Raw genomic sequence first — 24,250 nt, forward strand, 5'->3', positions numbered from 1 at the left:
ATTGGGTCTGAACTACTACATATAAACGATAGCGAGCTGCAGCCTCTCAGAAATGAGCTTCCATCCTTATATGCTCTTGATCAGATTAATATTAAAGCGGCACCCGCTGAAAACCCAAAACCATCACAACTACCTTGGGTAACCCCTGATGTTGCTCCATCTCATTCCGCAGAACAAATCAGCCCTCATCGCCTCAACAGAGATGACGTCCTGAAACTGCCGCAAGCGGCTTTGCAGGCTGCGTGGGAAAGAAGACCACATTCATTTCTGACACTTTCAGCGGCCAGCGAGGCTCTGGCCAGCATCAGGTTCCTTTCAGGCATTGATCCTCAAAAGAAACCATGGAGTGCTTTTACAGAAAGCGACATCATCCAGGCGATGTATGACCAACTTGAAGACGATAGTGATTCGGCTCCACTGAGAGCTACCCCTGAAGCAGAGTCATCTCTTATCGGTCTTGACCAACGCACGCGATCAAGCAGAGTACAGGTTCTGCGCATTGGCCAAAAAGAGTTTCGCGACTTAGTAGTAAGAAGATATTCAGGACAATGCTGCTTCACTGGTTGCACAGAGGCCGCCGTACTCGAAGCTGCTCATATCATGCCGTACATGGGTGATCATTCTAATCTGATAGACAATGGCTTACTGCTGCGCGTGGATCTGCATCGCCTGTTCGATCGCTTTCTTATATCTGTAAACCCGGATGACCTGAGTTTAGCGATCAGCAAAAATATACATGATGCATACTACCAGTCACTGTCAGGTCGTTCTCTATCCATTACGGTCACAAACCTGACACGGCAGTTCCTGAAACGCCACTACGATACCTTTATGAAGGTCTGTAAGTAGTCCATTTAAGGGAGAAGTGTTCCAGCTGAACAATTGAGCTGAGCTGCAATTTTATAAAGCTTCTCAATAGTGATATTCACCTCCCCCCTCTCAATTCGCCCCATGTAGCTTCTGTCCAGCCCGCATTCCAGCGCCAGAGCATCCTGAGAGATGCCACTCTCCTTTCTTTTCGCCCTGATATTGGCCCCAAGGGCTTTTGCCAAATCATTCATTACTGCTCTCCTAAAGAGCAGTAATGTTTAACTTTGCGGCTTATATAACCACGGATTATAATCCGTATTTTTTAGAGGCGTAAGCGAATGAAACCTTCCTCTGTAACCATCGATGAAGTTCTTTACCACATTCTCATGGAAGAGGAATCTGGCTGTTTCACTGTCATGGAGCTGCGCGATCGCTATCTGAAGCGCGTTGATCCAAATGGAGTTTCACTGCCCGACCTTAGAATGTATCTCTATGATCAGGTTCGAAAAATGATCAATTGCGGATGGGTAGAACACCATTCCGAAAGAAAAGCTCGTGGCCAACGTTTTGTCGTCTTGCAGCAGCCCGATGGGATATCACCAAAACTGACTCAGCCCGGTAAAGGAATGCAGGTAAAGCAAACTCCTGCTGAGCCAAAGCAGCAAGCGGTAGATATGTCTCCAGACATCAGCAAGTGCGAAAAACCAAAAGAGAAAAAGAACACTGCTGAAGTTCTGCAACAAATGCTCAGAGAGACCCGGCTGGATCTGCTCACATCCTACGGCGAAACAGAACGATATGCCCAGATGATTCAGGACCTTCCAGAACTGAAAGCTACCTTGGAATCAGACTTGGTTACGTCCCGTGACAACAGCTCTCGTCTACTCGGGCACATCAATGCTCTTGAATCGGCTTTGCAGAAAATTGGGGCCATGGGATGACACTTCGGCGCTGGCAGTCAGAGTGCGTTGATCAGGCACTTATGCATTATCGTAATCAACAACATTTTTTCTGCCAAGCGACCCCGGCTGCTGGAAAAACAAGGATGGCGGCTGAATTGGGCAAGCGCCTGCTTTGTGAAGGGATAATCGATGCCGTCGTTTGCTTCGCTCCATCCTGTCAGGTTGTCGATGGCTTTCAGCGTACGTTCATCGAAGTCATTGGCAAGCCATTCGATGGCCAAATCAATGCAGCTGGAATGGCAGTGACATACCAATCGCTGGAATATCGGGATGAGTCATTCTGGCGCTTGTTTGATGATCTCAGGGTGCTGGCTGTGTTCGATGAAATTCATCACTGCTCGGGAGGCAGCAGCGTTCAAGGGCCAAACATCTGGGGACAAAAGATCATTCAACGAATCCAGGATGCGGCTAATTTCACATTGGCGCTGTCAGGTACTCCATGGCGCTCTGACTTCGGGTCCATCGCGCTTGCACGATATTCAACACCTGAAGGGCATTTGATCGTCGATTATTGCTACTCGCTAACGGATGCTGTTAAAGAAAAAGTTTGCAGAGTTCCGAATATTACCTTGCTGGACCATCTAAAAGTGGGCTTAAAAGGCTCTGCGGGCGTACTGAAAACGTATCAGGACTTCGCCGCGTTACTGAAAAAGTCAGATGCAACATTCGAAACGCTCGTCACCAACCCCGACATCAACCGCAAATTACTCAAACTTGCTCAAACCCGGCTGAATTCTGTTCGCGAAAGTACGCCTGATGCCGCAGGCCTGGTCGTGGCTACAAATATCAGTCATGCCCATCAAATCGCCGAATATCTGGTGGAAATGGGCGAGGTCGGAAAAGTTGTAACGACCCATCGACCTGATGCCAGCTCCCTGATTAACGAGTTTCGAGTCAGTTCGGAACGGTGGATTATTGCTGTGGGTATGATCTCGGAAGGCACAGACATTCCGCGCCTGTCGGTTTGTTGTTACCTGAGTCGGGTACGTACTGAAATGTACTTCAGACAAGTGCTGGGCAGAGTACTAAGACACAGGAGCGTCGGTGATGATCAGGCCTGGATGTTCATGCTTGCTGAGCCTGAACTCAAACAGTTTTCGGAACGACTGCTTGAAGACCTGCCCGGCCATTTAGCCAGCGGTGAACACTTGCAACAGGTCCCCTTCGACGCTGATGGCTATCAGTCACCTCAACCCCCAAACAGTAGTCTCTCAATGGTCGCGCTGGCGAACATTGACGAAAAACCAACGAAGGGAGCCAACTCTCTACTGCCTGGTACTCGTTCAGGGGTTGCTTGCCAGCTTGTTCTGGATGGGAACTTCAGGGAAAGACTGTTGGCTTTTTTTTGAGATCAGGATGTTGTTGAATGTGTATTAGCATCCAATAACATGGAACGGATAAATGGAATCAACCGAGACTCGCTCCGGTAACTACACGGCTGACCTTCTGGGAAACATCAAAAGTCATTTAGCCTCACTGCAGGGCTACGACGTCATGGCTCTGGAATTACTTCAGAACGCTGATGATGCTAAGGCTGATGAGGTGCACTTCGATATTTGTGACGATGGCCTCTACATCTACAACAACAGAGAATTTTCATACTGCGGAGACCTTAACGGGGAATGCCTTTGGCTGACGAACGACGGATATGCCTGTGATTTTCACAGAATCACGAATGTTGGCAGCGGTGGGAAAGCAGCGAAAAGCGAGAATATCGGACGATTTGGGATCGGGTTTGTTTCGTCTTATCAGGTTACTGATAACCCACAAATAACCTCATCCGGTCTGACGCTGACTTTGCAGCCAGAGATTGCCAGTTGGAAATACACGCCATCACCCGATACCACGGGAACCCGGTTCTTTCTGCCTTGGGCCAAAAATCCCAAAAGCCAGGGACGGATGAGGCTCGCGACAGGGCACATCACTGACAAGCTTATTGAGCAATTGGCTCTGGAATTTCAGCAGTCTATTAAAAAGAGCTTGTTGTTTCTAAAACACCTTCGGAAGGCCATTGTAAGCCGTAATGGTGCAATGCTTCTTTCTTGCTCGATAGAGCGAGTTGGCGCTGAAACAGTCCGGTTGATCCATGCACCTGATGACTACTCAGAGGATTGGTTACTTCTCAGTGGAGATGCAACGGAAGCCGCTGAACAGCTTTATTCCCGCTCTGAGATACTTCTGCAGCAAAACCGCTCTCCAAAGTTCACCGTCGCTATCAGGAAAACGCCCGAAACTCTGGACGAAGGGTTGCTTTATGCCTTTCTGCCGACTGCTCAAGCCAGTGGCTTACCTCTTCATATCAATGGAGACTTTTTCCCGGAAACTGATAGGAAAGAAGTTGTCTTCAAGGGCAACCAGTACCAGCAGCATTGGAATGAGATGTTGATTCATGAGTCTGCATCCCTTCTTGCCAATAATTCGAAATTTTTGCTGGAGGAACTGGGAGACCAGGCGTTTTGGACATTGATTCAACGAGCGTTTCGATTCACATCTTCCCAGCTCGGATACCCTGACATTTATGAAGCTTATTGGAAAAAGCTCAAGGATAAATTATTTAATGAAGCCATTGTAAGAACCAGCGATGGCAGCCTGGAGCTAGCTAAGTTCACTTGTATAACCAAGCCAGGGTTTGATTCACAACAGCAGTATCTTCTTCGTTTGCTGAATATACGTGTTGTTGACTCATCACTGAACAGTTACAGAGACGTATTGGCAAATCTAAAAGCCCAACATCTATCTCTTGCGATATTGGTTGATAAATTAAAGAATCGTTTAGATTTCATCCCCGCGAAAGAAAGAACGTTAGAAGCCTTTTATTCACCCCTGTGGAAAATTATTGAAGGCTTGATATCAGCTAACTCTCCAAAATCTTCAGCTTCTGAAAAAGTTTCGGTTACACGTCTGCAGTGCCTGAGTATTTTTCTTACAGTTAATAGTAAACCAGCTCAGCTTCAGGGATGTCGAGTTCTGCCTGACACTATGGCTATCGCGAACTTCCAGCAAGGGTTACCTGGTTTGAACCTATTAACACCAGAGTTGGATGAGTACCCGAATATCAAAGCACTCGTCAAAGAACTGAGCGCTAATGATGTTATCGCACACATGGAGTCGGCCCAACAGATTGAGTTTTTGTCTTCCTCTTTGAAAAAAGGCAGGCTCGATATTTTAAAAGCTGTGTACAGTGCGCTTCTCGAGTTTGACGATTCTGGTCTGTCTCAGTCAGACTTGGACAGACTTGCCAAAATCCCTCTATGGCCATCCGGAAAGGAAATGATTAAATCCTCAGAGGCTCTTTTACCCGGGAATTATCAGGATCCTTTTTCTCAGGCTAAGCTAATAAATGTCGACGTACTTAACAAGCGCACCAGAAGCTTTCTTCGAAATAAACTCAATGTAGAAGAGCAAACCCTTGGTGCTTTCATTCAGAAGATCCTGCCACGCTACTTCGATGAAACAGGCCCACGAAATGCAGAGCTAATGCCAAAGCTGTTTGCTGAACTACAGGTACACTCCGATGAAATTCTGGCAGATACAGCATCAAGTCGAAGCCTTCGAGACCTACCTTTAATCCCGACAAAATCGGGAGATTGGTCTTCTGTAAGCAATGTTCTATACGAGAGTGAAGAAACCAGAGAGCTTATTGGGGACGCGGATGAGATCTGGGTTGATTCAAGCTATTTTCCGCAGAATAGGCAAAGGGCTTTCAAAGAATTTCTCTTTGAATTAGGAGTACCGAGCCAGCCTCCCGCAAAGCTGTTGGTGGATCGAGTGCTGTTCCTCACTGAGAAACATACGCCCTCTGACACGGGTACTCTGAGTGTGGTAGAGAGATGCTTTTATGCTTTGGCTGAATTATTCGATTCTCATGAATCCAGAGCAATTGTTGAATCAGCCATCTCTTCCTTGGAGTACACCCCTTGTTTACCTGCAATGCATACTTCAGAGAACTGGTTTGAACCCGCAAATCTCTTCTCCCCAAGCCAGTATGCCGCCTTTTCAACTCAAGGCGATGTGGCACCAGTCCTGAGATTCCGCAATTGGAAGAGGATGAGCCGAAATTTTCTGGAAACTCTCGGCTTGACCATGGAACCAAATACTTGGACTGTAGTGCTTCATCTTAAAGAGTGCGTCAAAGAAAATATTGACCCTTCGATAGAAACATACAAGATTCTGAACAGCCGCTTGGATGAACTACGAGGGAATTATTCTTCAGTCCTTGAGGAGTTCAGAAATAGTGCCAGCATCTATGTCGATGCCTTAAACGCTTATATAGGTCCATCAAAGTTATTTTTCAGTAACCCAAAACTGGGCTCTCTTTGCTATCAAGTGCCAAAGCAGTTTGTTAACTACAGCAGCTTATTAGATGAGTTTGGAGTCAGAGAAGCACCGGAATCACGGGACTTCATTCAGGTCATTCTGGATATTTCCAGTAAGGGCGTCTGGCTTGATTTGTCGAAAGAATACCAGCAAATCTACCTCTACTGCTTTCAGCAGATCCGCTTAGCAGTTGAAGAGCTTTCAGAGGGGGAACTTGACCGCCTGAAAGAATCGCAATGTCTGGTCAGCAAAGTTGGAGTATTTGCTTATCCTGATGAATTACTCATGGCTGATAGTGCTTGGCATCAATCATTTTTTGGTGATGAACTAGATACTGCTCTTTACGACTATCAGCCTGAAGACGTTCCATTGCTAAAAGCTCTTGGTGTCGCATCTCTAAGAGAAATGTGCGGCGTTGAGATGTCACAGGTAGCCGGTGAAATGGCACCCTGCACTGAAATGCAAAAGCAGTTTAGATTACATGCAGGCACAATCCAAAGATCTTTGTACAACTACCCATCCAGTCTTGCATCTGCAGTAGGAAAAGCAGCGGCAGCAGCAAGTATTTTTACAGTAGAACAGTTGAAAGTAGTAGCGACGGTAGATATCTGTGGTGACGCTCATCGCTCTCCCGAGGTGACCGCTGATACTCATTATCTTGGAGACGCAAACAAGCTTTACATCCTTCCAAATTTGGGCAGAAAAAGATGGAGCAAACTACTCGAGGTTTTCCTTCATAGCTGCTTGCCTGGTTCTTCTGGGGAGTCAGTTCCACAGATTATTCTTGGCTTGAGTAAATTGATGGATCTCTCTGCCTCCGATGCTGCTGAAGATCAAACTGACGCAGGTATCAAACCCCTCTCGCAAACGGAGCTAGAGACTCTGGAAGGGGTTACTTCACCGAATGTTGAGAGTGAAGATGATGAGTCTGTAATTCCATTTGACGATAGCGACTCATACTCAACAAGTGAGGTCGAAGCTGATGAAATATATCCTCAACCCAACGCCCAGCAGGCAGATAGCGCGGTTCCGCATGGATCTACCCTCCCCCCTACAGAGTACGATTCAAACCAAGTCGCCGATATTAACTACTCAAGTTCGCCTTCATCTTCTCGATCAAGCAGTTCTAGCCGCCCCAGCTCAACTCAGGTTTCGGAGCAACACACTGAAAAGACTGGACGCTCTCAGCAAAAGGCGGAGCACAAGAAAGCCAGAGATCATCAGCTGCTTTCTTATGTCCGATCAGACTCAGAGTCTAACTCAGAGTCCGAGAACGGCAGCGACAAACATCGTCAAAACCTGGCAATAGAAGCCATTGCTCGAGACGCAGTCTGCAAATATGAACTTTTGAGGGGGCGTATTCCAAAGGAAATGTCTCAAACACATCCTGGTTATGACATCGAAAGTACAGATACCCATACGGGTGAGATTCGTTATATAGAAGTAAAAGGAAAGTCAGGGGCTTGGGATGCTGCCGGAGTGGGAATCTCACATACTCAATATCAATTTGCAGCTAGAGAAAGTGATCGATTCTGGTTATACGTTGTTGAAAATGCAGGGAACGGCCATAATCCGATAGTTCATCCTTTACAGAGCCCTACGAGTCACATCGACAGCTACATGTTCGATAAAAACTGGAAACAGGCAGTCATAAAAGAAGAAGAGTCTCCGGCGAGACTATGTGCGGAAGGATTAATTATTAAACACATGCACCTTGGATCTGGAGTGATCCAGGCTGTACATGAAAAAGGAAGTGATACACTGCTAGACGTGCTTTTTGATGGAAAAGCAACCACTACTCCGAATTTGCGTTACAACCGCTATGAGATGGAGCTAGCACTACCAGAAAATAGTTAGTTACCAACTTTATTAACGTGATTTTTAGCCTCAGGAGAGAATCCAGGTTGGTTAGTTACCAACTTTATTATTTCTTAGCCCATTCCCAGTACGGTTAAATGGGCTTTCCAGGCAGGTTTAGTTACCAACTTTATTTCGAAACTACAACTGCTTTTATCGCAGGAGAAAGCACCACTTACAGAATCAAATTCAGCCGACTGAAGCCACTTCTTTTTCAGTTGCAGGCAACGACTCTTTGTATTTCACAATGGCGTTACAAAGATATTCCGCATCCTGTTTTACCCCGCCAAAACGGCCTGATCCCCAGGTGTGTAACCATGGCAGTCCGATAAAATACAGACCAGGTTCGCTGGTGATTCCACGGTCGTGGCAGGGATGCCCCTGACCATTAAAGACTGCGGCGTCGAGCCAGCTGAAGTCCGGGCGGAAGCCAATGCACCAGATAATAGAGGTAATACCGGATTCGGCGAGATTCAGGTGTGTGCGTTCTTCTGCAACTTCCCACACAGGTTGATAGCGGGATGGTCCCTCTTCCGTGGTTACTCCCTGCTGCTCAATCCAGCTGTCGATGCGGGCATTGATGTTGTTGTAGGTGTCATCGGCTTTTTTCAGGTTATCGGTGAGGTTAGGTTTAAACAGCAGATTCTCGCCATCAAACTCGGTCATCTGACCAAACAGTTCCATACCTTCAGTAGCAAATTTACGCAGGTCAATATCGCGGCCGCCATCACGTCCGGTGACATAGTGATTGGTTTTTTGCGCAACGTTTTTACCTAACGGATGCTGTTTGACGGACATTTCGTAATAGCCCATATCATCCAGCCATTCGACGGCATCTTTGCCACGGTAAAAACGCGCTACCCGTGGTGCATCACCGGTGGCGAGAAATACTTTTTTACCTTCCAGGTGCAGGTCTTCTGCAATCTGAGCACCGGACTGACCGGAGCCAACCACCAGCACGGCACCTTCCTGCAGCTGCGCGGCATTTTTATATTGTGCAGAATGCAGTTGCTGAACGCTTGCCGGAATACGTTCGGCCATGCGCGGAATAACCGGTACGTGATAACCACCGGAAGAAACCACAATCTGGTCTGCAGTAAAATCACCTTCTGAGGTGTTAACGTGGTAAACGCCGTTATCGTCCATGCTGACCAGATTGACGGTCACACCTTCATGCACCGGCGCATTGACCTGTTGCGCAAAGCGTTCCAGCCATTCAATAGTCTGTTTGCCGGTCATAAACCCCTTCGGATCATCACCGTCATAAGGCAAGCCAGGAAGATCACACTGCCAGTTAGGTGTTACCAGTGTAAATGAGTCCCAGCGTTCATTTTTCCAGCCGTGCAGGACTGTATTTTTTTCAAATACGACATGGTTTATATTTTCCTGTTGCAGAAAATAACTCATGCTCAGGCCGGCCTGTCCGCCACCAACAATAATAACATCAACGTGATTGTGCTTTGTGCTTATCATAACATTCTCTCTTATTTCACTCATTATTTGCCGGATAATATTTTTTAATTCCGGTTATTTAATTTCGTCTTTAATAATTTTTTTATTCATCGCGAAATTTCTGACATAGCCAGAATGGCTACCGTAGCGTTCTGATCGTTATAGCTCTGCGCTTTTATTTTTAATTGCCCCAGCTGATCCGCAGCGCTTGAGCAGTAATAGCCATAACTGGCTTTTACCCGTTCACTGGCTTGCGTCAGCGCTTCTTCTGCTTTGTGCATAAATTCGCTCAGTGGCATTTCATCACCGGGGCTGAAAGCGCTGAAAATAACAGTGGAAGGTGAATAACATTGCTGCTCTACGCCATCTGGCCAGCGGATATAAAAGTTAACTGCGGGCATAAGCTCTCCCTGACGGACGGGTGCCGCCATAAAAATAAATGGATATTTGTTAGGGCCTGTTAAAAATCAGCCGCAATCTGTCATCGGCAAAACCCTGTCAGACTGTCTGTATAAAGGTCATAGAATTTGTACTCTGCATTACCCTGACTGATCTGCAGTATCCGGCTGTCGGTGATATTGCCGATTGCTGCAGCGGTTATGCCGCGTGCCGCAAAAGTCTCCAGCAACTGCGGTAACCTTTGTTCGTCCGTGGTCAGCAGATAGCCGAAGCTGGGAAATGCGCACAGCCAATCCGCCATGGAAACCTGCGGCGGTTCAGGCAATTGATCCAGATTGATACGGGCGCCACACTGCGAGCTTTCCAGCAACATAATGCTGGTGCCCAGCAAGCCTGCCTGGCTGATATCTTTGCAGGCGTCAGCCAGTCCCTGTTCGGCAATCAAGGGCAGCAATTCCATATCGCCACGCAGACGTTCAGCCGGTGCGCGGGTGGCGGCATTCCAGTTCAGGCTGTCGTGTTCAAACTGCCCCCGGTGATCAATCGCCGCCACCAGTATCTGTCCCGGTTGCGCGGCAAAGGCGCTAAATAAACGTTTAGCGTGACCGAGCACAGCCACTGCCAGATTGGCCTGGTCAGAACGGATATTGGTGTGGCCGCCAACGATGGGAACGCCAAGAGCAGATGCTGCATCGCGCATACCGCGCAGTAATTCCGCCAGTAGCGGCTGATCACCGTCACACCAGAGCGCATCAACCACCGCAGTTGGGCGTCCGCCCATAGCGGCGATATCGCTGCAATTCACCATGATGCTGCACCAGCCGGCAAACCACGGCTGCTCCGTCACGAAACGGCCCTGCATCCCTTCAATGGCAAATAGCTGATAACCACTGTCACCGTGCGGACCGGCCGGAATGGCTGCGCAATCGTCGCCGTTCGGATGCCAGCCCGGCGGTAATGCCGGTAAGTGTCTGCTTACTGCGGCGATATCCTGCTTCATACCGATACCGCTGCGCTGTGCAACGTCTGCCAGCAGTCTCTGCAGTGCGTCGGCTGAGGCGATTGTGTTCATAATGCCGCTACCTTGTGCTGCTGCCAGCTACTGTCCAGAAGACCTCCCCAGATACCGGTGTGGCGGTATGGGTTACGGGCTTTCACCACGAAGCCGCTCTGTGGCGTGTAACAGGGTGGATAAGCCGCCAGGTCTGCCTGCATCAGGGCGTGCTCCATTCCATGGATTTCGCGGTATTCAATGGTCCGCCAGTTCAGGCGCTTAAACAGCACTTCGTTCTGCACCTGAACCGTAGCGAGAAAGGTACTGCAATCCAGTGCATGGGCGCTGCTCACCGCCAGCCGGATCAGCGTGGAACCCAGCTGTCCCTGACTGCGGAAATGCGGGCTGACGGCCAGTCGCGAGCCATACCAAAGACGCTCGCCTTCGCAGTGAATACGTACCGTGCCGACCACTTCCTGATGCCAGCCACCGTGATTGCCCAGCGCCACCAGGGTGCGCGCGCGATCATCCACTGCATCGTGATCATCGGCTTCAAACAGATGCTGTTCAGCGCAGAAAACCTGCCGCCGCAGGGCGTAAGCCTGCTCCACTTCCCACGGTAACGTGGCCCACTTGATGGTGTAATCTGAGTAGTCGGGATGATGCATCGCTATTGCCCTCTGCCGCTGGAATCGCTGGCTTCTGCAGCGGCAGCCTGTTCATACTGTGACAGCGTCGAACAGGCGCCACATTTGCTGCACCCGGCTTTGCCGGTTTCTGCCGTCATGCCGGCGGCATACAGTTGCTGGCCCAGTGGCCGCAGAATACTTTCCATAAAGGCGGCGTCCGGCGACGGATGATCTTCCAGCGGCGTGCCTCTGATCGGCACGAAGGGCACGACAAAGGGATAAACGCCGATGTCGATCAGCTGCTCACAGACCTGCAGAATAAATTCCGCGCTGTCACCCAATCCTGCCAGTATGTAAGTACTGACCTGCCCGCGCCCGAACACGGCGACAGCGTCACGGAAGGCTGCGAAATAATCTTCCAGCGTGTCTTCGGCTTTACCTGGCAGAATCTGTTCGCGTACGGATTGCGTCAGCACTTCGAGGTGCATGCCGAGGCTGTCGATGCCGGCGTCTTTCATGACCTGATACCAGGATGAATCGCGCGGCGGCTCGCACTGGCCCTGAATGGGAATATCCACCACAGCTTTCACTGCCCGCGCGCTGGCAGCCATCACTGCCGCACCACGGTCGGGCGTCGCTGGTGTGCCGGTGGTCATAATCATCTGGCTGACGCCATCCAGTTCCACCGCTGCTTTGGCGACTTCTGCCAACTGCGCAGGCGTTTTTTCCGCGATCGTCCGTCCGGCGCGCAGCGACTGCCCGATTGAGCAGAATTTGCAGGCTTTTTTACGGCTTTCGTAACGGATGCAGGTCTGCAGAATCGTCGTGGCCAGCACGTCACGGCCGTGCAGGGTGGCGATATGAGAATAGGGAATCCCATCCGCTGTTTTGCCCTGATAAAAGCGCGGCTCGCTGGTAAAGCTGACGTTATGCAGCGGAATCAGACTGTTTTCCTGATGCTGAATAATCTGCTCACCGTCAGTCAGTGATTCCACAGAAAACGGCGAATCCCAGGCCGATTCAGTGTAAATGGGCACCATCACGGTTGTGCCATCCACTGTCACCGGCTGATGATCGGACGGCCCCGCACCGCCACGGCGGACCATATGCCGCTGTTCCGGGCGGGTCAGACGCAGACCACGGGTCTGCAACTCAGTCAGCAGACGCTGAGTCGATTCGGCAGAGGGATTCATTATGTTCTCCTGCAATAGCGGATGTTGTCTGAGCTTCTGCCCGGACATCCTGCGGATGCATTGGTTGTTGGTAATCCGCGGGCTGATCATTAATCGCCAGGCGCAACAACTCCGGCCGCGCGTAATGGCCGACGGAATCCATCATGCGTTTGCGTTTGGTGATCAATCTGAAATCGAGGTCGGCCACCACCATACCTTCGCCCTGTGTCAGCGCTGGTGCCAGGTGCTTGCCTTCCGGCGAAATAATCGCGGTGTTACAGCCATCGCGCAGCGCCTGCTGTAACTTTTCATCCGGGGTAATGGATTCAATCTGTTCATCGGTCAGCCAGCCAGTGGCATTGACCACAAAACAGCCGGATTCCAGTGCGTGATGACGGATGGTTGCTTCAATCTGGTCAGCAAATACCGGCCCCACCAGAGAACCGGGAAACTGGCTGCAGTGAATCTGTTCGTGCTGCGTCATCAGCGCATAACGCGCCAGCGGGTTGTAATGCTCCCAGCAGGCAAGCGCTCCGACGCGGCCGACCGTGGTGTCCGCCACTTTCAGGCCAGACGCATCGCCCTGCCCCCAGATCATGCGTTCGTGATAGGTCGGCGTAATCTTGCGGCGTTTCAGCACCAGCAGACCGTCGGCGTTAAAAATTAACTGAGTGTTGTAGAGGCTGCCGTGATCACGTTCGTTCACGCCCAGCACCACCACCATGCTGTGTTTGCGCGCCCGCTCTGCCACAGCATCAGTGATCGGGCCGGGCACCACCACGGCTTCGTCGTACAGGCGCAGGTGCTCGGGACCACACTGCACCGCCGGCAGGACGAATGAAAAATACGGATACCAGGGGACAAAGGTTTCCGGGAACACAATCAGCTCAACGCCTTTGGCGGCGGCTTCATCCATCGCGTTCAATACATTGGCCAGCGTGCCGTTGGCGCTGCGGAGGTCCGGAGCGATCTGAACGGCCGCGGCCCTGACGGTTCTGCTGTTGTTGTTAGCAGTCATGGGCCGCGTATTCCTTACAGAGTCCAGGTATCGATGATCACTGCGTTATCACGCATGTGCAGCAGTTTCAGATCCATCACGTCGAGCGGATTGATCGGGGTAATACCTTCCACCAGTGAAGGTTCGCCGTGACCGTACAGCGCCTGCAGAGCAAAACGGCAGCAGTAAACTTTACCGCCTTCCGCCATAAACTTTTTCAGCTGGTTGGCATAGTTCTGATGACCCGGAAAAGCTTCATCACCCAGTGTCGGGAAACCACGCTGCAAACCCAGAGTTACGCCCGGGCCGTACAGCAGAATGGACGTTTCGTAACCTTTGCGCAGCAGACGGGTTGCCTGCAGCATATTCACCAGACCAATAGACCCTTCGAAGGCCACGGTGTGGAAGGTCACCAGGGCTTTTTCACCTTCTTTAGCTTTAACATCCTCAAACACTTTTTCTTCGTAATCGACGAAGAAATCACCGTCTTTATGCATTGGCTGAGTAACTTTTGGCATTTTTCTGCTCCTGTTGGATTTATAAGCTGATCACAATGGGCATCTCCCGATGCGATCAATAAGTGCAATCAAGTCAGAGCAATCAGGGGGCCAATATTGCGTTAAGTGATTGCTATCAATATGCAATCAATGAGTTGTCAAACTCCTCAGAAGAGAGAAAATTTTTTTAAAAACGATGGAAATACAATCAATACCCGATCAAATTAATATGGTTTTTTGCACTATATCCGTGCCCAAAAATACCGTTCTGCCCAGAGAAAACGCCACCTTTATGCAAATATAGTTATATACTGAAATCTGACTGACAGAACCTGAAATAATGACTGGCTCGCTGTGGCAATAGATGCAATCATTGAAAAATTGATCGCATCTACATACAAGAAGAGAGTCTCCACACATGGAGAATCTCTCACCAGGGAAACGATGAAAAACACAGAACTCGTGCGCTGGGCGCGCCGTCTGAAAAACAGTGAAGGTATTCCTGCCTACCGGCTGATTGCCGACCTGATTGCCGAAGACATCGACAGTGGCAGACTGCAGATCCGCGACCGGCTGCCACCATTACGCGATCTGGCCACAGCCACAGGTATCAATTACACCACCGCCGCCCGTGCTTACCAGGAAGCCAAAACCCGGGGGCTGATAGATTCCCGCCCGGGATCAGGCTCTTTTGTTAAAGGTCAGACGGCCACTGTCCGCCCGGATCTGGGCAATTATGAAATGACCATGAACCTGGTGATCGAGCCGGCCATTCCGACGCTGGTCGAGCAGATCCGCGACAGCGCCATCGGCGTTATGGCGCAACGCGATATTTACTCCATGCTGCGTTATCAGCCTTTTGGCGGCACTCAGGATAATCGCGAGGCGGCACTGGTATGGCTCGATAACCGCTTACCCAATCCGCAGCTGGAACAGGTGCTGATCTGCCCCGGCATTCACTCTGCACTGGTCGGTCTGATGAGCACCCTGGTCGAAAAGCATCAGGTGCTGTGTGTGGAAGGACTGACCTACCCCGGTATTAAAGCCATCGCCTCTCATCTCGGTATCAGTCTTTACTCTCTGCCACGGGATAATGACGGGCCGCTGGTAAAACCGTTCGAAGAGATCTGCAAACTCGGTAATGTCGGAGCCATTTACCTCAATCCGACCCTGCAGAACCCGACCACTGCCACCATCAGCAAGAATCGTCGCGAAGCCATCGCCGATGTTTGTCTGCGTTACAGTATTCCGGTGATTGAAGACGAGGCCTACACCATGCTGGCGGAAGAAGCCCCGGTCAGTTTCAGTGAGCTGATACCGGATCTGAGCTGGTATATTACCGGAACCTCAAAATGCTTCGGTCCTGGCGTACGCTCGGCTTTTCTGCACACACCCGGTAAACGCAAAGGCCAGCGACTGGCTGCCGTCATGCGCGTACTGAATGTTATGTCGAGTCCACTGACCGATGCACTGGTCAGCCGGTGGATACTGGATGGCACAGCGGATCAGATGATTAAAAGTATCCGCCGCGAAGCCATTGCCCGCTTGCGCATAGCCGAACAGGAACTGGGAAAAAATAATATCCGCTCTGCCGATGGCGCTTTCCATCTATGGCTGCCACTGCCCAAACACTCCGACTGGAACCCTTCCGAACTGGCCGTTCATCTGCGCCAGCAGGGTGTCAGTGCAGTCTCCAGTGCTGCATTTTCCACTGACAATAATCCACCTGATGCGGTGCGTTTATGTTTCGGCGGGCCGATCGGACGTGAGCAATGGCAGGAAAATGTGCATCAGGTGGCTGAAATCATTGAACATCCGAGTTACCTGAGTACCGGTATGCATTAAAGCAATTAAGCAAAATCTGTTACGGTCGAATAATTCCGCTACAGAAACCGTTCTGACAAAACGCCGCTGCTGTCGCCAACAGCAGCGGCGTTTTTTGTATCTGAGTAAGGGCACAGTGCAAAGCCTGACGCAGTTCATTTCAATCAGCACAGCCAAAGGCTATAGTGCCGCCTCCGGTTCATTTCTGAATTGTTGATGGATACCTGCAAATGGAAGCGCTTTTATCGTTATTCGCCCTGTTGATTGTGGTGCTGTTTTTTACCGCACTGGTGCTTGGCAGTGTGGCTTTTTTTCGTGTCCGCAGTCTGCAGCAACAGCTGCAAAGTATGGAAAAGAAGTTTGATAAAGCATTGCGGCAGCTGATGCTGAATCAACAGCAGAAGCATACACAGACAAGCGACACTGAGCTTTCTGCAACTGAACCATTAACAACACCAGCAACTGCGCCATTAACAGCATCAAAACCACCAACAACAGCATCAGAAACAGCACCGGAAGCTGAAGCTGCTGCAGAGACTCAGCCTGAAGCGCAAGCCGTGCCATTCGCTGCAGCTGCATCAGCACCTGCCGCTTCCATTACCGAAGCTTCTTCCGTTACCGAAACCTCCTCAGCTCCCTCAGTAGCGACACCATCAGCAGCGAAGGAACCGGGTTTTATTGATCGCCTCAGCGATAATATGCGTAATCACTGGATGGTGTGGCTGGGCGGCATCTGTGTCGGTCTGGCCGGTATTTTTATGGTGCGCTATTCCATCGAACAGGGCCTGCTGGGGCCGCAGGCTCGTATTATTCTGTCGCTGCTGACCGGCACAGGTTTACACATGGGCGCAGAATGGCTGCGCCGCAATAAAGGCCAGAATCCGGTGTTTGCCGCTCTGGCCGGTGGTGCCAGCATTATTCTTTATGCAGCCTTATTTGCCGCCTTTAAATTATTACCCGGTGTGTCGCCAACGCTGATTTTCGCCGCTCTGGCACTGGTGTCCTTTGCTACCCTGGCACTGGCGCTGAGGCACGGTCCGGTGCTGGCAACTCTGGGCATGTTAGGCGGCTATATCGTGCCTTTGCTGGTGAATACCGGCTCAGGCAATATCGCCATGGCGCTGATTTATATAACCATACTCACAGCCTTTTCGTTGTGGCTTGTTGCCTATGTACAGAAGCGCTGGCTGTGGGCCGGCGTGATTGCCGGCAGCCTGTTATGGTGGCTGCTGAGTCTCGCAGCGTCGCCGGCAGATGGTGTGCGTTCTCTGTATTTGCTGGCGCTGGCGTATCTGTTCCTTGCTGTTCCGCGCTTTGACTGGTTACTGACTCAAAAAAGCGAGAAAGAAGACCAGCGCAGTTGGCTGCAGTATATGCAGCATTACATCCGCGAAAACGCAGACTGGCCTGCCCTTGCCGGGCTGGTGCTTATCGTTATCGCCCAGGCCATTACCCTGACTATAGAAGGCGTTGCTGACAGTCACTACTTTATTGTTCTGCTGTTACCGGCGCTGCTGCTTGGCGCAAACCGCCGCGCTGAACTAAATCCTCTGACGGCACTGCTGTTGCCACTCATTGTGCTCGCCACATTTGTCAGCTATCTCAGTGAGCAGCAGAATCAGCTGCTGTTTATCGCCCCGGATATTGCTGATCAATCCGCACTGGCAATACGCTTTATGTTGTTGGCGGTTCTGTATTGCAGTGTGTCTTTATGGCTTTTGCGCCGGCATGTGCGTTACCCGGCTTTCTGGAGCGGACTGGCGAGCGCCACACCGCTGCTGTTAATGGCAGCCGGCTACTATTTATTCAGTGCTTTTCACAGCGACTGGGCCTGGGGGCTTATTGCTGCATTATTAGGCCTGTTGTATTTATGGTTGACCCGCATCAGCAAAAACCTCAGTGATCTGGTTACTGTGGTTCTGATTACCGCCGCCCATGTGGGCTTTTCACTGGCAGCTGTAATTATGCTGGAAGAAGCGACTCTTACGCTGGCAGTGGCGGCACAACTGGTATCTATGGCTGCGTTACAAAGACATTATCAGCTTGCCTTTATGCCCTGGGTGATCCGCGCCGTACTGGCCATCGTCGTCTGTCGTATTACCTTTAACCCATGGCTGCTGAGCTATCCGCCGGGCAGCCACTGGTCGCTGTGGACCTTTGGTGGTTCAACCCTTTGCAGCGCCGCTGCAGCATGGATTCTGCGCGCTCCGGAATTCCGCAAAATGCAGGCCTGGCTACAGGGCGGTGCCATTCATCTGCTGGTATTAACTCTGGCAGCTGAAATCCGCTACTGGCTGTACGACGGCGATATTTTCCGCCAGCAATTCAGTTTTACCGAAGCCAGTCTCGACGTATTTATCTGGGGTACGGCTTCGCTGATTTATTTCTGGCGCGCCGGGCAAAGCCAGTACATGCAGAAGTTTTATCATATTGTCAGCCTGATTCATCTGGGTCTGGCCGGAGCGACTTATGCGCTGATCATACTGCTGCGAGATAACCCGCTGTGGACCCATAATTCCGCAATAAGCAGTGAGATCGGAATACTGCCGTTGTGGAACCTGTTACTGCTCAGCTACGGCATCCCAACACTGATCATGGCCGCCTGGTGGTATCTGCGTCGTGATCAATATCGCTACTACGCAGCCGCCGCCGCAGGTCTGAATGCGCTGCTGTTTATCTCGCTGGAAATCCGTCACCTCTGGCAACAGGGTGCAATGAGCCTGAACCAGCACACCAGTGACGGTGAACTTTATACCTACTCGGTAGTCTGGATGTTAATCGCCGCTGCGGTTATGACCGCCGCACAGAAACTGCAGCAACAAACCCTGTACCGTGCAGGTATGGCATTGCTGCTGGTCGTGGTCGCCAAACTGTTTTTAGTCGATATGTCAGGGCTCACGGGGCTTTGGCGGGTAGCATCTTTCATGGGGCTTGGTCTGGCACTGCTGGGGCTGGCATGGTTACATCAGCGCTTCGCACCTGCCCAAGGTGAAACCGGCCAGGATAAAGACGGTAAAGGTGAAACCGGTAAAAATGAAGCTGCGGTAAAATAGCCTGTTCATAACCTTTCACATGAGCTTCGAATGAGTGCAGTAAGAAAACTTTTTAACGTTTTAACCAACATGAAAGATATGCTGCACTTTTTTACACACCGGATCCTGACAGCGTTTGCCACCACTGCTGCTTTGCTGTCTTTTACCTGTACTTCTCCACTTGCTGCAGAAACGGACACAGATAAAACGCCTGCGGGGGGAATACAAAAAAGTGATTCTGCCGGCAACACAGCTGCGCACGAACAACAGCAGGAACAACAACACGAACGGCAGCAACACATAAGCGAATTCTCGGTGCTGCATCAGTATGCTCAAATCGCCTCAGATACCTATCTGCCAGATAATGAACTGGCAGCACAGCTCGAAAATCAGCAACAAACGCTTATTCACCAGTCACTGATTGCGGATCATCAGGTCAGCTATTTTCTCGCCGAAGCCAACGGCATTCAGACCATTGCCATTCGCGGTACTGCAAACCTGACCAATGTTATGGTCGACCTGAGTGTAAACCTGGAAGCCGATGAAGCCCTGGGAATAACCCTGCATAAAGGTTTTCGCTCGGCGGCATCTGCCGTCTATCAGGATGTAAAACCCTATCTGAAAACCGACAAACCATTGATTATTACCGGCCATAGTCTCGGTGGCGCTATCGCCGTAGTGTTGGCTATGTATTGCCAGCAGGATGGACATCCGGCGAGCCGGGTCATTACCTTTGGACAACCTAAGGTAACCAATGTCACCGGTGCCAATACCTACGCCGATATTCCTTTAACCCGTGTCGTTACCGAAAAAGACCTGGTGCCACTAGTGCCGCCACTGAGTCCTTTGCAGATTAAAAATATGGATATTTACTGGCATATCGGCAGTGAAATTATTCTGCTGAATGATCAGCAGTATTCACAGACTCAGGGGTTGAAAAGCATGCTGCGGGCAACGAAATCCATGACCGCAATACCGGGCGAAGAGAACCTGAATGCTCATAAAATTTCGACCTATATTGATCAGCTGAGCAACCTCAGAAATCAGGCTGAAGAAATTCCCTACCAGACCAATATTAATCTTTTCGGTTTCAGTCTGGACTGACGATTATTTTTCGTCCGGTTCATTAAGGTCATCGCCTGGCTTCTGCTGCAAGAATTTCTTACAGCTATCAATCTGATGAGCCAGCGTATTATCATTATGATAAAACGCACTGCAACGGCGGCACATCATCCGATGCATAAAGGCACTGCTTTTGAGAACAGCCGATCCTTCCTTTAACTGGCCTGATGTCAGCAGAAATATAAACTCCTGGCATTTCATCATGATAATGTCTCCCCATCAAACCAGCTTTGATTCAGACAGATATGAATCTGCTTACGGGCACGGCTCATTGACTGCCAGTAATCGCTCTTGCTGATATTAATAATTGTACAAATTTCCTCGGCATCGCATTCCATAAATTCTTTCATGGTGAATACCCGCGCTGGTTTTTCCGGCAACTTATTCACACAGATATCCAGCACCTTAAAAAATTGGCTGCTTTCTGTGTCCTCATCCGGCGCAGACCAGCGCGCTGGCGCAACGCCGGAATGCCAATGGCCTTTGCGGTCGAAAAGCAGTTCATCAAATTCATCACTGCTGATTTCATCCGCTAATGGCTGGCGGTAACGCTGGCGCAATCTGTCTTTCACTTTATTGCGCAGAATACCAAACAGGTAGGCACGGATATCATCGGGCTTTTTATTGCCGGTAAAAGTTACCAGGGCGGCAAAAGTTTCCTGAACGGCATCTTCCGCATCATCGGCAGACGACAGGTGCAGCTGAGCAAAGCGCAGCATAGGTGTGCGCCACTGGTGTACCCATTGCGAAATATCATGAGTGGTAATCAAGGGTTTTTCCGCTCCCTGCTCTTTCGGACTTCATTCCTGTTAATACCGATAACCATAGGCTGCTGCTGAGATGCTTCAGGTAATTATCTGCCGACCAGTTGCCGGAACCGTTGACCAGCACAGGCAATAACATAATGACCATCATCAACGGTACTTTAAAACCATAGCCGCTTTCTGTATCAATCTGATTCCAGCCATGCCAGCCCAGATCGAAGTGCACTGAGTACACAGCCACCCAGATAATAAACATAAGTCCTGCTGCAGATAACCTCGAAAAAATACCGAGCAGCAGCGCGACACCCAGAATCAGCTCGCCAAAGCCTGCTACAGCCCAGTTCAGATCGGCAGGCAGAAGACTGACAGGGAAAGGGAAATCCAGACCGGCAAACAATTCCGGGGCATTCAGTCCATCGCTGACTTTCACCCAACCGGCATGAATAAACTCCTGCGCCAGCCACAGACGCAGAATAAACACAGGCAATGGTGACAGGCTGTCAGTCAGCGGCCTGTTGTTTGAGAAATTCAATAAACTCATCGGTCATATCTCCATAAAAATGCGATTGCCAGGCAGAACTCTGAATAAATGCACACAACAAAGAGCGCCAGCTTTCATCGCCCAGTGTTTGTTTGACGTCGGGGAAATAGCCACCCAGCATCTGATCGGCGCCCAGATACACCAGATGCCGGTACAGGCGCATGCCGTTTTCACTGTACCCGGCGGGCACCTCGTCACTCAGACCACGGACATAATCGTAAAATGCAGAGGTCAGCAGGCCAGACTCTCCTGCGAGTGGGTCGGCGCTGTGGCATAGCCGGATGTCAGCCATAACAACTCCTGATTAATAGTTTGAATATCCGGTACATCGTTATCCCATTCCAGCAGTATGGGCAGCCCGTACTTTTTGTGCAGTTCCAGAGCTTTATCACGAACATGTGGTTCAGCAGGACGGCTGTGAGTATCAACATAAAGGCCGAAACGCGGGTCGTATTCATGACCGGCAACATGCATATAATTGACCCGGCTAAAATCGATACGCATCAGGTAATCATCCACAGTCTGCTGTTGGTGGTTTTTATAATTCACATCAATATTGTTCAGATCGAGCAGGATATTGCAGTCTGCATAGTCTGCGACCGCAGCCAGAAATTCAGCTTCCGGCATGTCACCGATATTGGTGTACCAAGTCGGGTTTTCGATGGCCATGCGCCGTCCGAGAATATCCTGAACCTCACGGATACGATCACCGATGCGGACAACCTCACGGGCAAAAAACGGTATTGGAAACAGATCATACAGCTGATGCGCATCGCCACTGGCGGCCAGATGGTCGGAGTAAAAAGGTGTTCCCAGTGTTTGCTGCAATACTCCCACCTGCTGCACGAATTCTGCATTGATGGGCGATGAGCCACCGAGATTGAGCGACACGCCGTGCAGATGCACAGCGCGCCCGGCGTCAATCAGTTGCAGCAGCGGAGCAGGATCGCGACGGATCCAGTTTTCGGCAATCACTTCAAAGAAGTCTGCCTGAACATCAGACATATCCCAGTCTGACATTTCTCTGCGGTAACCTAAGCCTGCCATGGTCAGTTCCTTACTTTTTGCTGCAGGAGCCTTCAGCTTTTGAACAAGAGCTGTCCTTCTTTGAACACGAACCATCGCCCTTATCGGCAGACGTTGTTTTCTTACCACAGGTACCGGCACCACAGCTGCGGTCTCCGGCCAGTGCCGAAGCAGAAAACGCAGCAGAAGAGATAACAGTCAAAGCCATAGCGGCAGCAGAACGGATATTCATGGAGCATTCCTCATATAAACAGTCAGATAGTCAGCACATCACGTGCTTATCTGTTCAGTCGTACTTGCTCATGGAATCCTGACAACTTTTTTTGAATTATTTAAAAACCAATTAATTTCAAACACTTAAGATCCAATTGACGAGACAAGAGGAGTGAAAAACCGCCGGTCAGGCACAAAAAAGCCCCCTGAATCTGAGTCCAGGGGGCTTAACGGTGACTGAATCCAGTCTGAAGAAAGTTACTCGCCGTTAAAGAACATAAGGCGGTTGTAATTATCGATAACGATCAGAGTCTTTTCATGCAACCGCAGTCCGGATGGGTAAGCCATTGTTCTGTCGGTACTCACATGCTCTTCTCCAATAACGTCTTCAACACCATCCTGGTTGTCATCATTAGCTGCAGTATTGGTGAAGCTATCCTGCCCTAAGACCACATCGGCAGCCTGACCATTTTCTGTTGGCCAGCTGTTCCAGATCAGTACGCGGTTATTATCTCCGTCGGTAACAAAGATCTGTTCACCATTAGAATAAATACCATCAAATGGATAATTCATCGTCTGCGCTGAAGGATCATCTTCCGAAGAATCCTGGTCAGCATCATTTGCATTATTACTGGCGAAATCAGGTTGCCCTAACACCAGATCTGCAGGTTCAAAGTTTTCCGTCGGGAAGGTGTTCCAGACCAACACCCGGTTATTCACAGCATCGATTACCAGCAATTTTTCTCCATCAGTCCAGGCACCAGCTGGAACAGATAATGTACGTGCTGAAGGCTGCGAATCAGTATCGCCATCCTGATTATCATCATTAGAATCACACAGATCGAAGCTGTTCTGCCCGAGCACTATGTCTGGCAGCGTTCCCGATTGCGTTGGCACCGTATGCCAGATCAGTACCCGGTTATGTCCGCTGTCTGTTACCACCAGTTTTCCTCCGGCAGCAGCCAGACCCTCCGGGCCACTTAGCCCCAGCGCCGAACAGTCTGCCGCGGGCTCTTCCTCAAAACTGCCGGTCCCCAGAATAATCCCTGTGTTCTCAGCTCCGGTAACCGGAATACTATCGAAAATCACTACACTGTTATCGCTATACAGGGGCACAATCATACGTCCGGCGGACACCGCCGGACTGCTGGGACCGGACAGCTGATAGTCCTGCAGGACATTTTCGCCGTCCCGGTACTGAATACTGTCAATATAGGTAGCGGCAACACCATCGGATTCGGGCAAGGTGGTGAAGCGAACCAGTTGACCGGCGCTGTAATCCCCTACCCACAATGAACCATCTTCAGCCACTAAGGGGTTAGCGTAGATATCGCTGAACAAATCAGTGCCCTCATCGTCCGTTGCCAATACGAAATCTGCACGCTGAAAGTTGCTGAAAATAACTGGTTCAAAAACGACTTCATCCCCGGGTTCGTTTTCATCATCAACGATGGGAGGGTTATCATTATCAGAGGAACCACCTCCACCACCGCCTCCGCAGGCAGTCAATGCAAGGCCACTGAAGCAACAGAAAATAAGATGTGATAAATGCAGATTTTTCATTCTTTATCCCTTTTAAAATTGTGTAATTCCATTCAGATCAGAATGCTTGTCAGCTGTTGATTATGCTCTGTGCAGATGC

Annotated in this window: 21 protein-coding genes; 7 read left to right on the forward strand and 14 right to left on the reverse strand. The window is 50.2% G+C overall.

What is annotated here, in order from left to right:
• Positions 1 to 849: HNH endonuclease (locus B2Z72_RS09665; RefSeq protein ID WP_296986112.1), on the forward strand; the 849-nt coding region annotated here is incomplete at its 5' end.
• A 5-nt stretch (positions 850 to 854) separates the two neighbouring features.
• Here the strand turns inward: B2Z72_RS09665 and B2Z72_RS09670 are convergent.
• Positions 855 to 1,061 carry a helix-turn-helix domain-containing protein gene (locus B2Z72_RS09670; RefSeq protein WP_296986111.1) on the reverse strand — a complete coding sequence of 69 codons (207 nt, stop codon included), beginning with the start codon at positions 1,059 to 1,061 and terminating at the stop codon, positions 855 to 857.
• 87 nt (positions 1,062 to 1,148) lie between these two features.
• Here B2Z72_RS09670 and B2Z72_RS09675 point away from each other — a divergent pair, with 87 nt between their 5' ends.
• Genes B2Z72_RS09675 through B2Z72_RS09685 form a run of 3 tightly spaced genes read left to right on the forward strand, consistent with a single transcriptional unit; the run spans position 1,149 to position 7,946 of the window.
• Positions 1,149 to 1,751 carry a hypothetical protein gene (locus B2Z72_RS09675; RefSeq protein WP_296986109.1) on the forward strand — a complete coding sequence of 201 codons (603 nt, stop codon included), beginning with the start codon at positions 1,149 to 1,151 and terminating at the stop codon, positions 1,749 to 1,751.
• A gap of 41 nt (positions 1,752 to 1,792) precedes the next feature.
• Positions 1,793 to 3,121: a DEAD/DEAH box helicase gene (locus B2Z72_RS09680; RefSeq protein ID WP_296986106.1), complete on the forward strand. Its 1,329-nt coding sequence runs from the start codon at positions 1,793 to 1,795 to the stop codon at positions 3,119 to 3,121.
• 52 nt (positions 3,122 to 3,173) lie between these two features.
• A complete protein-coding gene (locus tag B2Z72_RS09685) occupies positions 3,174 to 7,946 on the forward strand; it encodes a DUF3883 domain-containing protein (RefSeq protein WP_296986104.1) in 4,773 nt (1,590 codons plus the stop codon).
• A 189-nt stretch (positions 7,947 to 8,135) separates the two neighbouring features.
• On the opposite strand, the gene B2Z72_RS09690 is transcribed toward B2Z72_RS09685, so the two are convergent.
• The 7 genes from B2Z72_RS09690 to B2Z72_RS09720 all read right to left on the reverse strand — a co-directional run bounded on the left by B2Z72_RS09690 (position 8,136) and on the right by B2Z72_RS09720 (position 14,107).
• Entirely contained in the window at positions 8,136 to 9,419 is a 1,284-nt protein-coding gene (locus B2Z72_RS09690) for an MSMEG_0569 family flavin-dependent oxidoreductase (protein WP_296986101.1), read from the reverse strand.
• Between the two features lie 86 nt (positions 9,420 to 9,505).
• Complete coding sequence (locus tag B2Z72_RS09695; RefSeq protein WP_296986099.1) at positions 9,506 to 9,799, reverse strand: MSMEG_0570 family nitrogen starvation response protein; 294 nt, start codon at positions 9,797 to 9,799, stop codon at positions 9,506 to 9,508.
• Between the two features lie 80 nt (positions 9,800 to 9,879).
• Positions 9,880 to 10,869 (reverse strand): sll0787 family AIR synthase-like protein, encoded by a 990-nt coding sequence (locus B2Z72_RS09700; RefSeq protein ID WP_296986097.1) that lies wholly within the window; start codon positions 10,867 to 10,869, stop codon positions 9,880 to 9,882.
• Positions 10,866 to 11,459: an MSMEG_0567/Sll0786 family nitrogen starvation N-acetyltransferase gene (locus B2Z72_RS09705; protein WP_296986094.1), complete on the reverse strand. Its 594-nt coding sequence runs from the start codon at positions 11,457 to 11,459 to the stop codon at positions 10,866 to 10,868. Before B2Z72_RS09705 ends, B2Z72_RS09700 begins: the two co-directional genes overlap by 4 nt.
• A 2-nt stretch (positions 11,460 to 11,461) precedes the next feature.
• A complete protein-coding gene (locus B2Z72_RS09710; RefSeq protein ID WP_296986090.1) occupies positions 11,462 to 12,613 on the reverse strand; it encodes an MSMEG_0568 family radical SAM protein in 1,152 nt (383 codons plus the stop codon).
• Positions 12,573 to 13,610, reverse strand: coding sequence for a Nit6803 family nitrilase (locus B2Z72_RS09715; RefSeq protein ID WP_296986088.1), 1,038 nt, complete (start codon positions 13,608 to 13,610; stop codon positions 12,573 to 12,575). Before B2Z72_RS09715 ends, B2Z72_RS09710 begins: the two co-directional genes overlap by 41 nt.
• A gap of 14 nt (positions 13,611 to 13,624) precedes the next feature.
• Positions 13,625 to 14,107, reverse strand: a complete 483-nt coding sequence (locus B2Z72_RS09720; RefSeq protein ID WP_296986086.1) for an MSMEG_0572/Sll0783 family nitrogen starvation response protein — start codon at positions 14,105 to 14,107, stop codon at positions 13,625 to 13,627.
• A 423-nt stretch (positions 14,108 to 14,530) separates the two neighbouring features.
• Between B2Z72_RS09720 and B2Z72_RS09725 the strand changes: the two genes are divergently transcribed.
• The 3 genes from B2Z72_RS09725 (at position 14,531) to B2Z72_RS09735 (ending at position 20,046) form a co-directional block, all read left to right on the forward strand.
• On the forward strand, positions 14,531 to 15,931 hold the full coding sequence (locus B2Z72_RS09725) for a PLP-dependent aminotransferase family protein (RefSeq protein ID WP_296986084.1): 1,401 nt from the start codon (positions 14,531 to 14,533) through the stop codon (positions 15,929 to 15,931).
• A gap of 209 nt (positions 15,932 to 16,140) precedes the next feature.
• A complete protein-coding gene (locus tag B2Z72_RS09730) occupies positions 16,141 to 18,963 on the forward strand; it encodes a DUF2339 domain-containing protein (RefSeq protein WP_296986081.1) in 2,823 nt (940 codons plus the stop codon).
• A 30-nt stretch (positions 18,964 to 18,993) separates the two neighbouring features.
• Positions 18,994 to 20,046, forward strand: coding sequence for a lipase family protein (locus tag B2Z72_RS09735; RefSeq protein ID WP_296986078.1), 1,053 nt, complete (start codon positions 18,994 to 18,996; stop codon positions 20,044 to 20,046).
• A 218-nt stretch (positions 20,047 to 20,264) separates the two neighbouring features.
• Here the strand turns inward: B2Z72_RS09735 and B2Z72_RS09740 are convergent, their stop codons facing one another.
• The 6 genes from B2Z72_RS09740 to B2Z72_RS09765 form a co-directional block, all read right to left on the reverse strand.
• A complete protein-coding gene (locus tag B2Z72_RS09740; protein ID WP_296986075.1) occupies positions 20,265 to 20,834 on the reverse strand; it encodes a sigma-70 family RNA polymerase sigma factor in 570 nt (189 codons plus the stop codon).
• Positions 20,818 to 21,369 (reverse strand): DoxX family protein, encoded by a 552-nt coding sequence (locus B2Z72_RS09745; protein ID WP_296986073.1) that lies wholly within the window; start codon positions 21,367 to 21,369, stop codon positions 20,818 to 20,820. Before B2Z72_RS09745 ends, B2Z72_RS09740 begins: the two co-directional genes overlap by 17 nt.
• On the reverse strand, positions 21,329 to 21,661 hold the full coding sequence (locus tag B2Z72_RS09750) for a putative DNA-binding domain-containing protein (RefSeq protein WP_296986070.1): 333 nt from the start codon (positions 21,659 to 21,661) through the stop codon (positions 21,329 to 21,331). The genes B2Z72_RS09745 and B2Z72_RS09750 overlap by 41 nt, the downstream gene beginning before the upstream one ends.
• Positions 21,601 to 22,416 (reverse strand): DUF692 domain-containing protein, encoded by an 816-nt coding sequence (locus B2Z72_RS09755; RefSeq protein ID WP_296986068.1) that lies wholly within the window; start codon positions 22,414 to 22,416, stop codon positions 21,601 to 21,603. Before B2Z72_RS09755 ends, B2Z72_RS09750 begins: the two co-directional genes overlap by 61 nt.
• Before the next feature lie 10 nt (positions 22,417 to 22,426).
• Positions 22,427 to 22,627 carry a hypothetical protein gene (locus tag B2Z72_RS09760; RefSeq protein WP_296986065.1) on the reverse strand — a complete coding sequence of 67 codons (201 nt, stop codon included), beginning with the start codon at positions 22,625 to 22,627 and terminating at the stop codon, positions 22,427 to 22,429.
• Between the two features lie 239 nt (positions 22,628 to 22,866).
• The gene (locus tag B2Z72_RS09765) at positions 22,867 to 24,171 is read right to left on the reverse strand and encodes a hypothetical protein (protein WP_296986064.1); all 1,305 of its coding nucleotides are present in this window, start codon (positions 24,169 to 24,171) and stop codon (positions 22,867 to 22,869) included.
• Positions 24,172 to 24,250: the final 79 nt, after the last annotated feature.

It is taken from the genome of Thalassolituus sp. UBA6592, from assembly GCF_002433655.1.
Lineage (GTDB): Bacteria > Pseudomonadota > Gammaproteobacteria > Pseudomonadales > Oceanobacteraceae > Venatoribacter.

Coding starts and splice junctions, on each gene's coding strand:
- B2Z72_RS09730 (WP_296986081.1), top strand. CDS start 16,141: ATGGAAGCGCTTTTATCGTTATTCGCCCTGTTGATTGTGGTGCTGTTT.
- B2Z72_RS09720 (WP_296986086.1), bottom strand. CDS start 14,107: ATGCCAAAAGTTACTCAGCCAATGCATAAAGACGGTGATTTCTTCGTC.
- B2Z72_RS09750 (WP_296986070.1), bottom strand. CDS start 21,661: ATGGCTGACATCCGGCTATGCCACAGCGCCGACCCACTCGCAGGAGAG.
- B2Z72_RS09700 (WP_296986097.1), bottom strand. CDS start 10,869: ATGAACACAATCGCCTCAGCCGACGCACTGCAGAGACTGCTGGCAGAC.
- B2Z72_RS09705 (WP_296986094.1), bottom strand. CDS start 11,459: ATGCATCATCCCGACTACTCAGATTACACCATCAAGTGGGCCACGTTA.
- B2Z72_RS09755 (WP_296986068.1), bottom strand. CDS start 22,416: ATGGCAGGCTTAGGTTACCGCAGAGAAATGTCAGACTGGGATATGTCT.
- B2Z72_RS09725 (WP_296986084.1), top strand. CDS start 14,531: ATGAAAAACACAGAACTCGTGCGCTGGGCGCGCCGTCTGAAAAACAGT.
- B2Z72_RS09670 (WP_296986111.1), bottom strand. CDS start 1,061: ATGAATGATTTGGCAAAAGCCCTTGGGGCCAATATCAGGGCGAAAAGA.
- B2Z72_RS09690 (WP_296986101.1), bottom strand. CDS start 9,419: ATGATAAGCACAAAGCACAATCACGTTGATGTTATTATTGTTGGTGGC.
- B2Z72_RS09745 (WP_296986073.1), bottom strand. CDS start 21,369: ATGAGTTTATTGAATTTCTCAAACAACAGGCCGCTGACTGACAGCCTG.
- B2Z72_RS09765 (WP_296986064.1), bottom strand. CDS start 24,171: ATGAAAAATCTGCATTTATCACATCTTATTTTCTGTTGCTTCAGTGGC.
- B2Z72_RS09710 (WP_296986090.1), bottom strand. CDS start 12,613: ATGAATCCCTCTGCCGAATCGACTCAGCGTCTGCTGACTGAGTTGCAG.
- B2Z72_RS09760 (WP_296986065.1), bottom strand. CDS start 22,627: ATGAATATCCGTTCTGCTGCCGCTATGGCTTTGACTGTTATCTCTTCT.
- B2Z72_RS09675 (WP_296986109.1), top strand. CDS start 1,149: ATGAAACCTTCCTCTGTAACCATCGATGAAGTTCTTTACCACATTCTC.
- B2Z72_RS09685 (WP_296986104.1), top strand. CDS start 3,174: ATGGAATCAACCGAGACTCGCTCCGGTAACTACACGGCTGACCTTCTG.
- B2Z72_RS09695 (WP_296986099.1), bottom strand. CDS start 9,799: ATGCCCGCAGTTAACTTTTATATCCGCTGGCCAGATGGCGTAGAGCAG.
- B2Z72_RS09715 (WP_296986088.1), bottom strand. CDS start 13,610: ATGACTGCTAACAACAACAGCAGAACCGTCAGGGCCGCGGCCGTTCAG.
- B2Z72_RS09735 (WP_296986078.1), top strand. CDS start 18,994: ATGAGTGCAGTAAGAAAACTTTTTAACGTTTTAACCAACATGAAAGAT.
- B2Z72_RS09680 (WP_296986106.1), top strand. CDS start 1,793: ATGCATTATCGTAATCAACAACATTTTTTCTGCCAAGCGACCCCGGCT.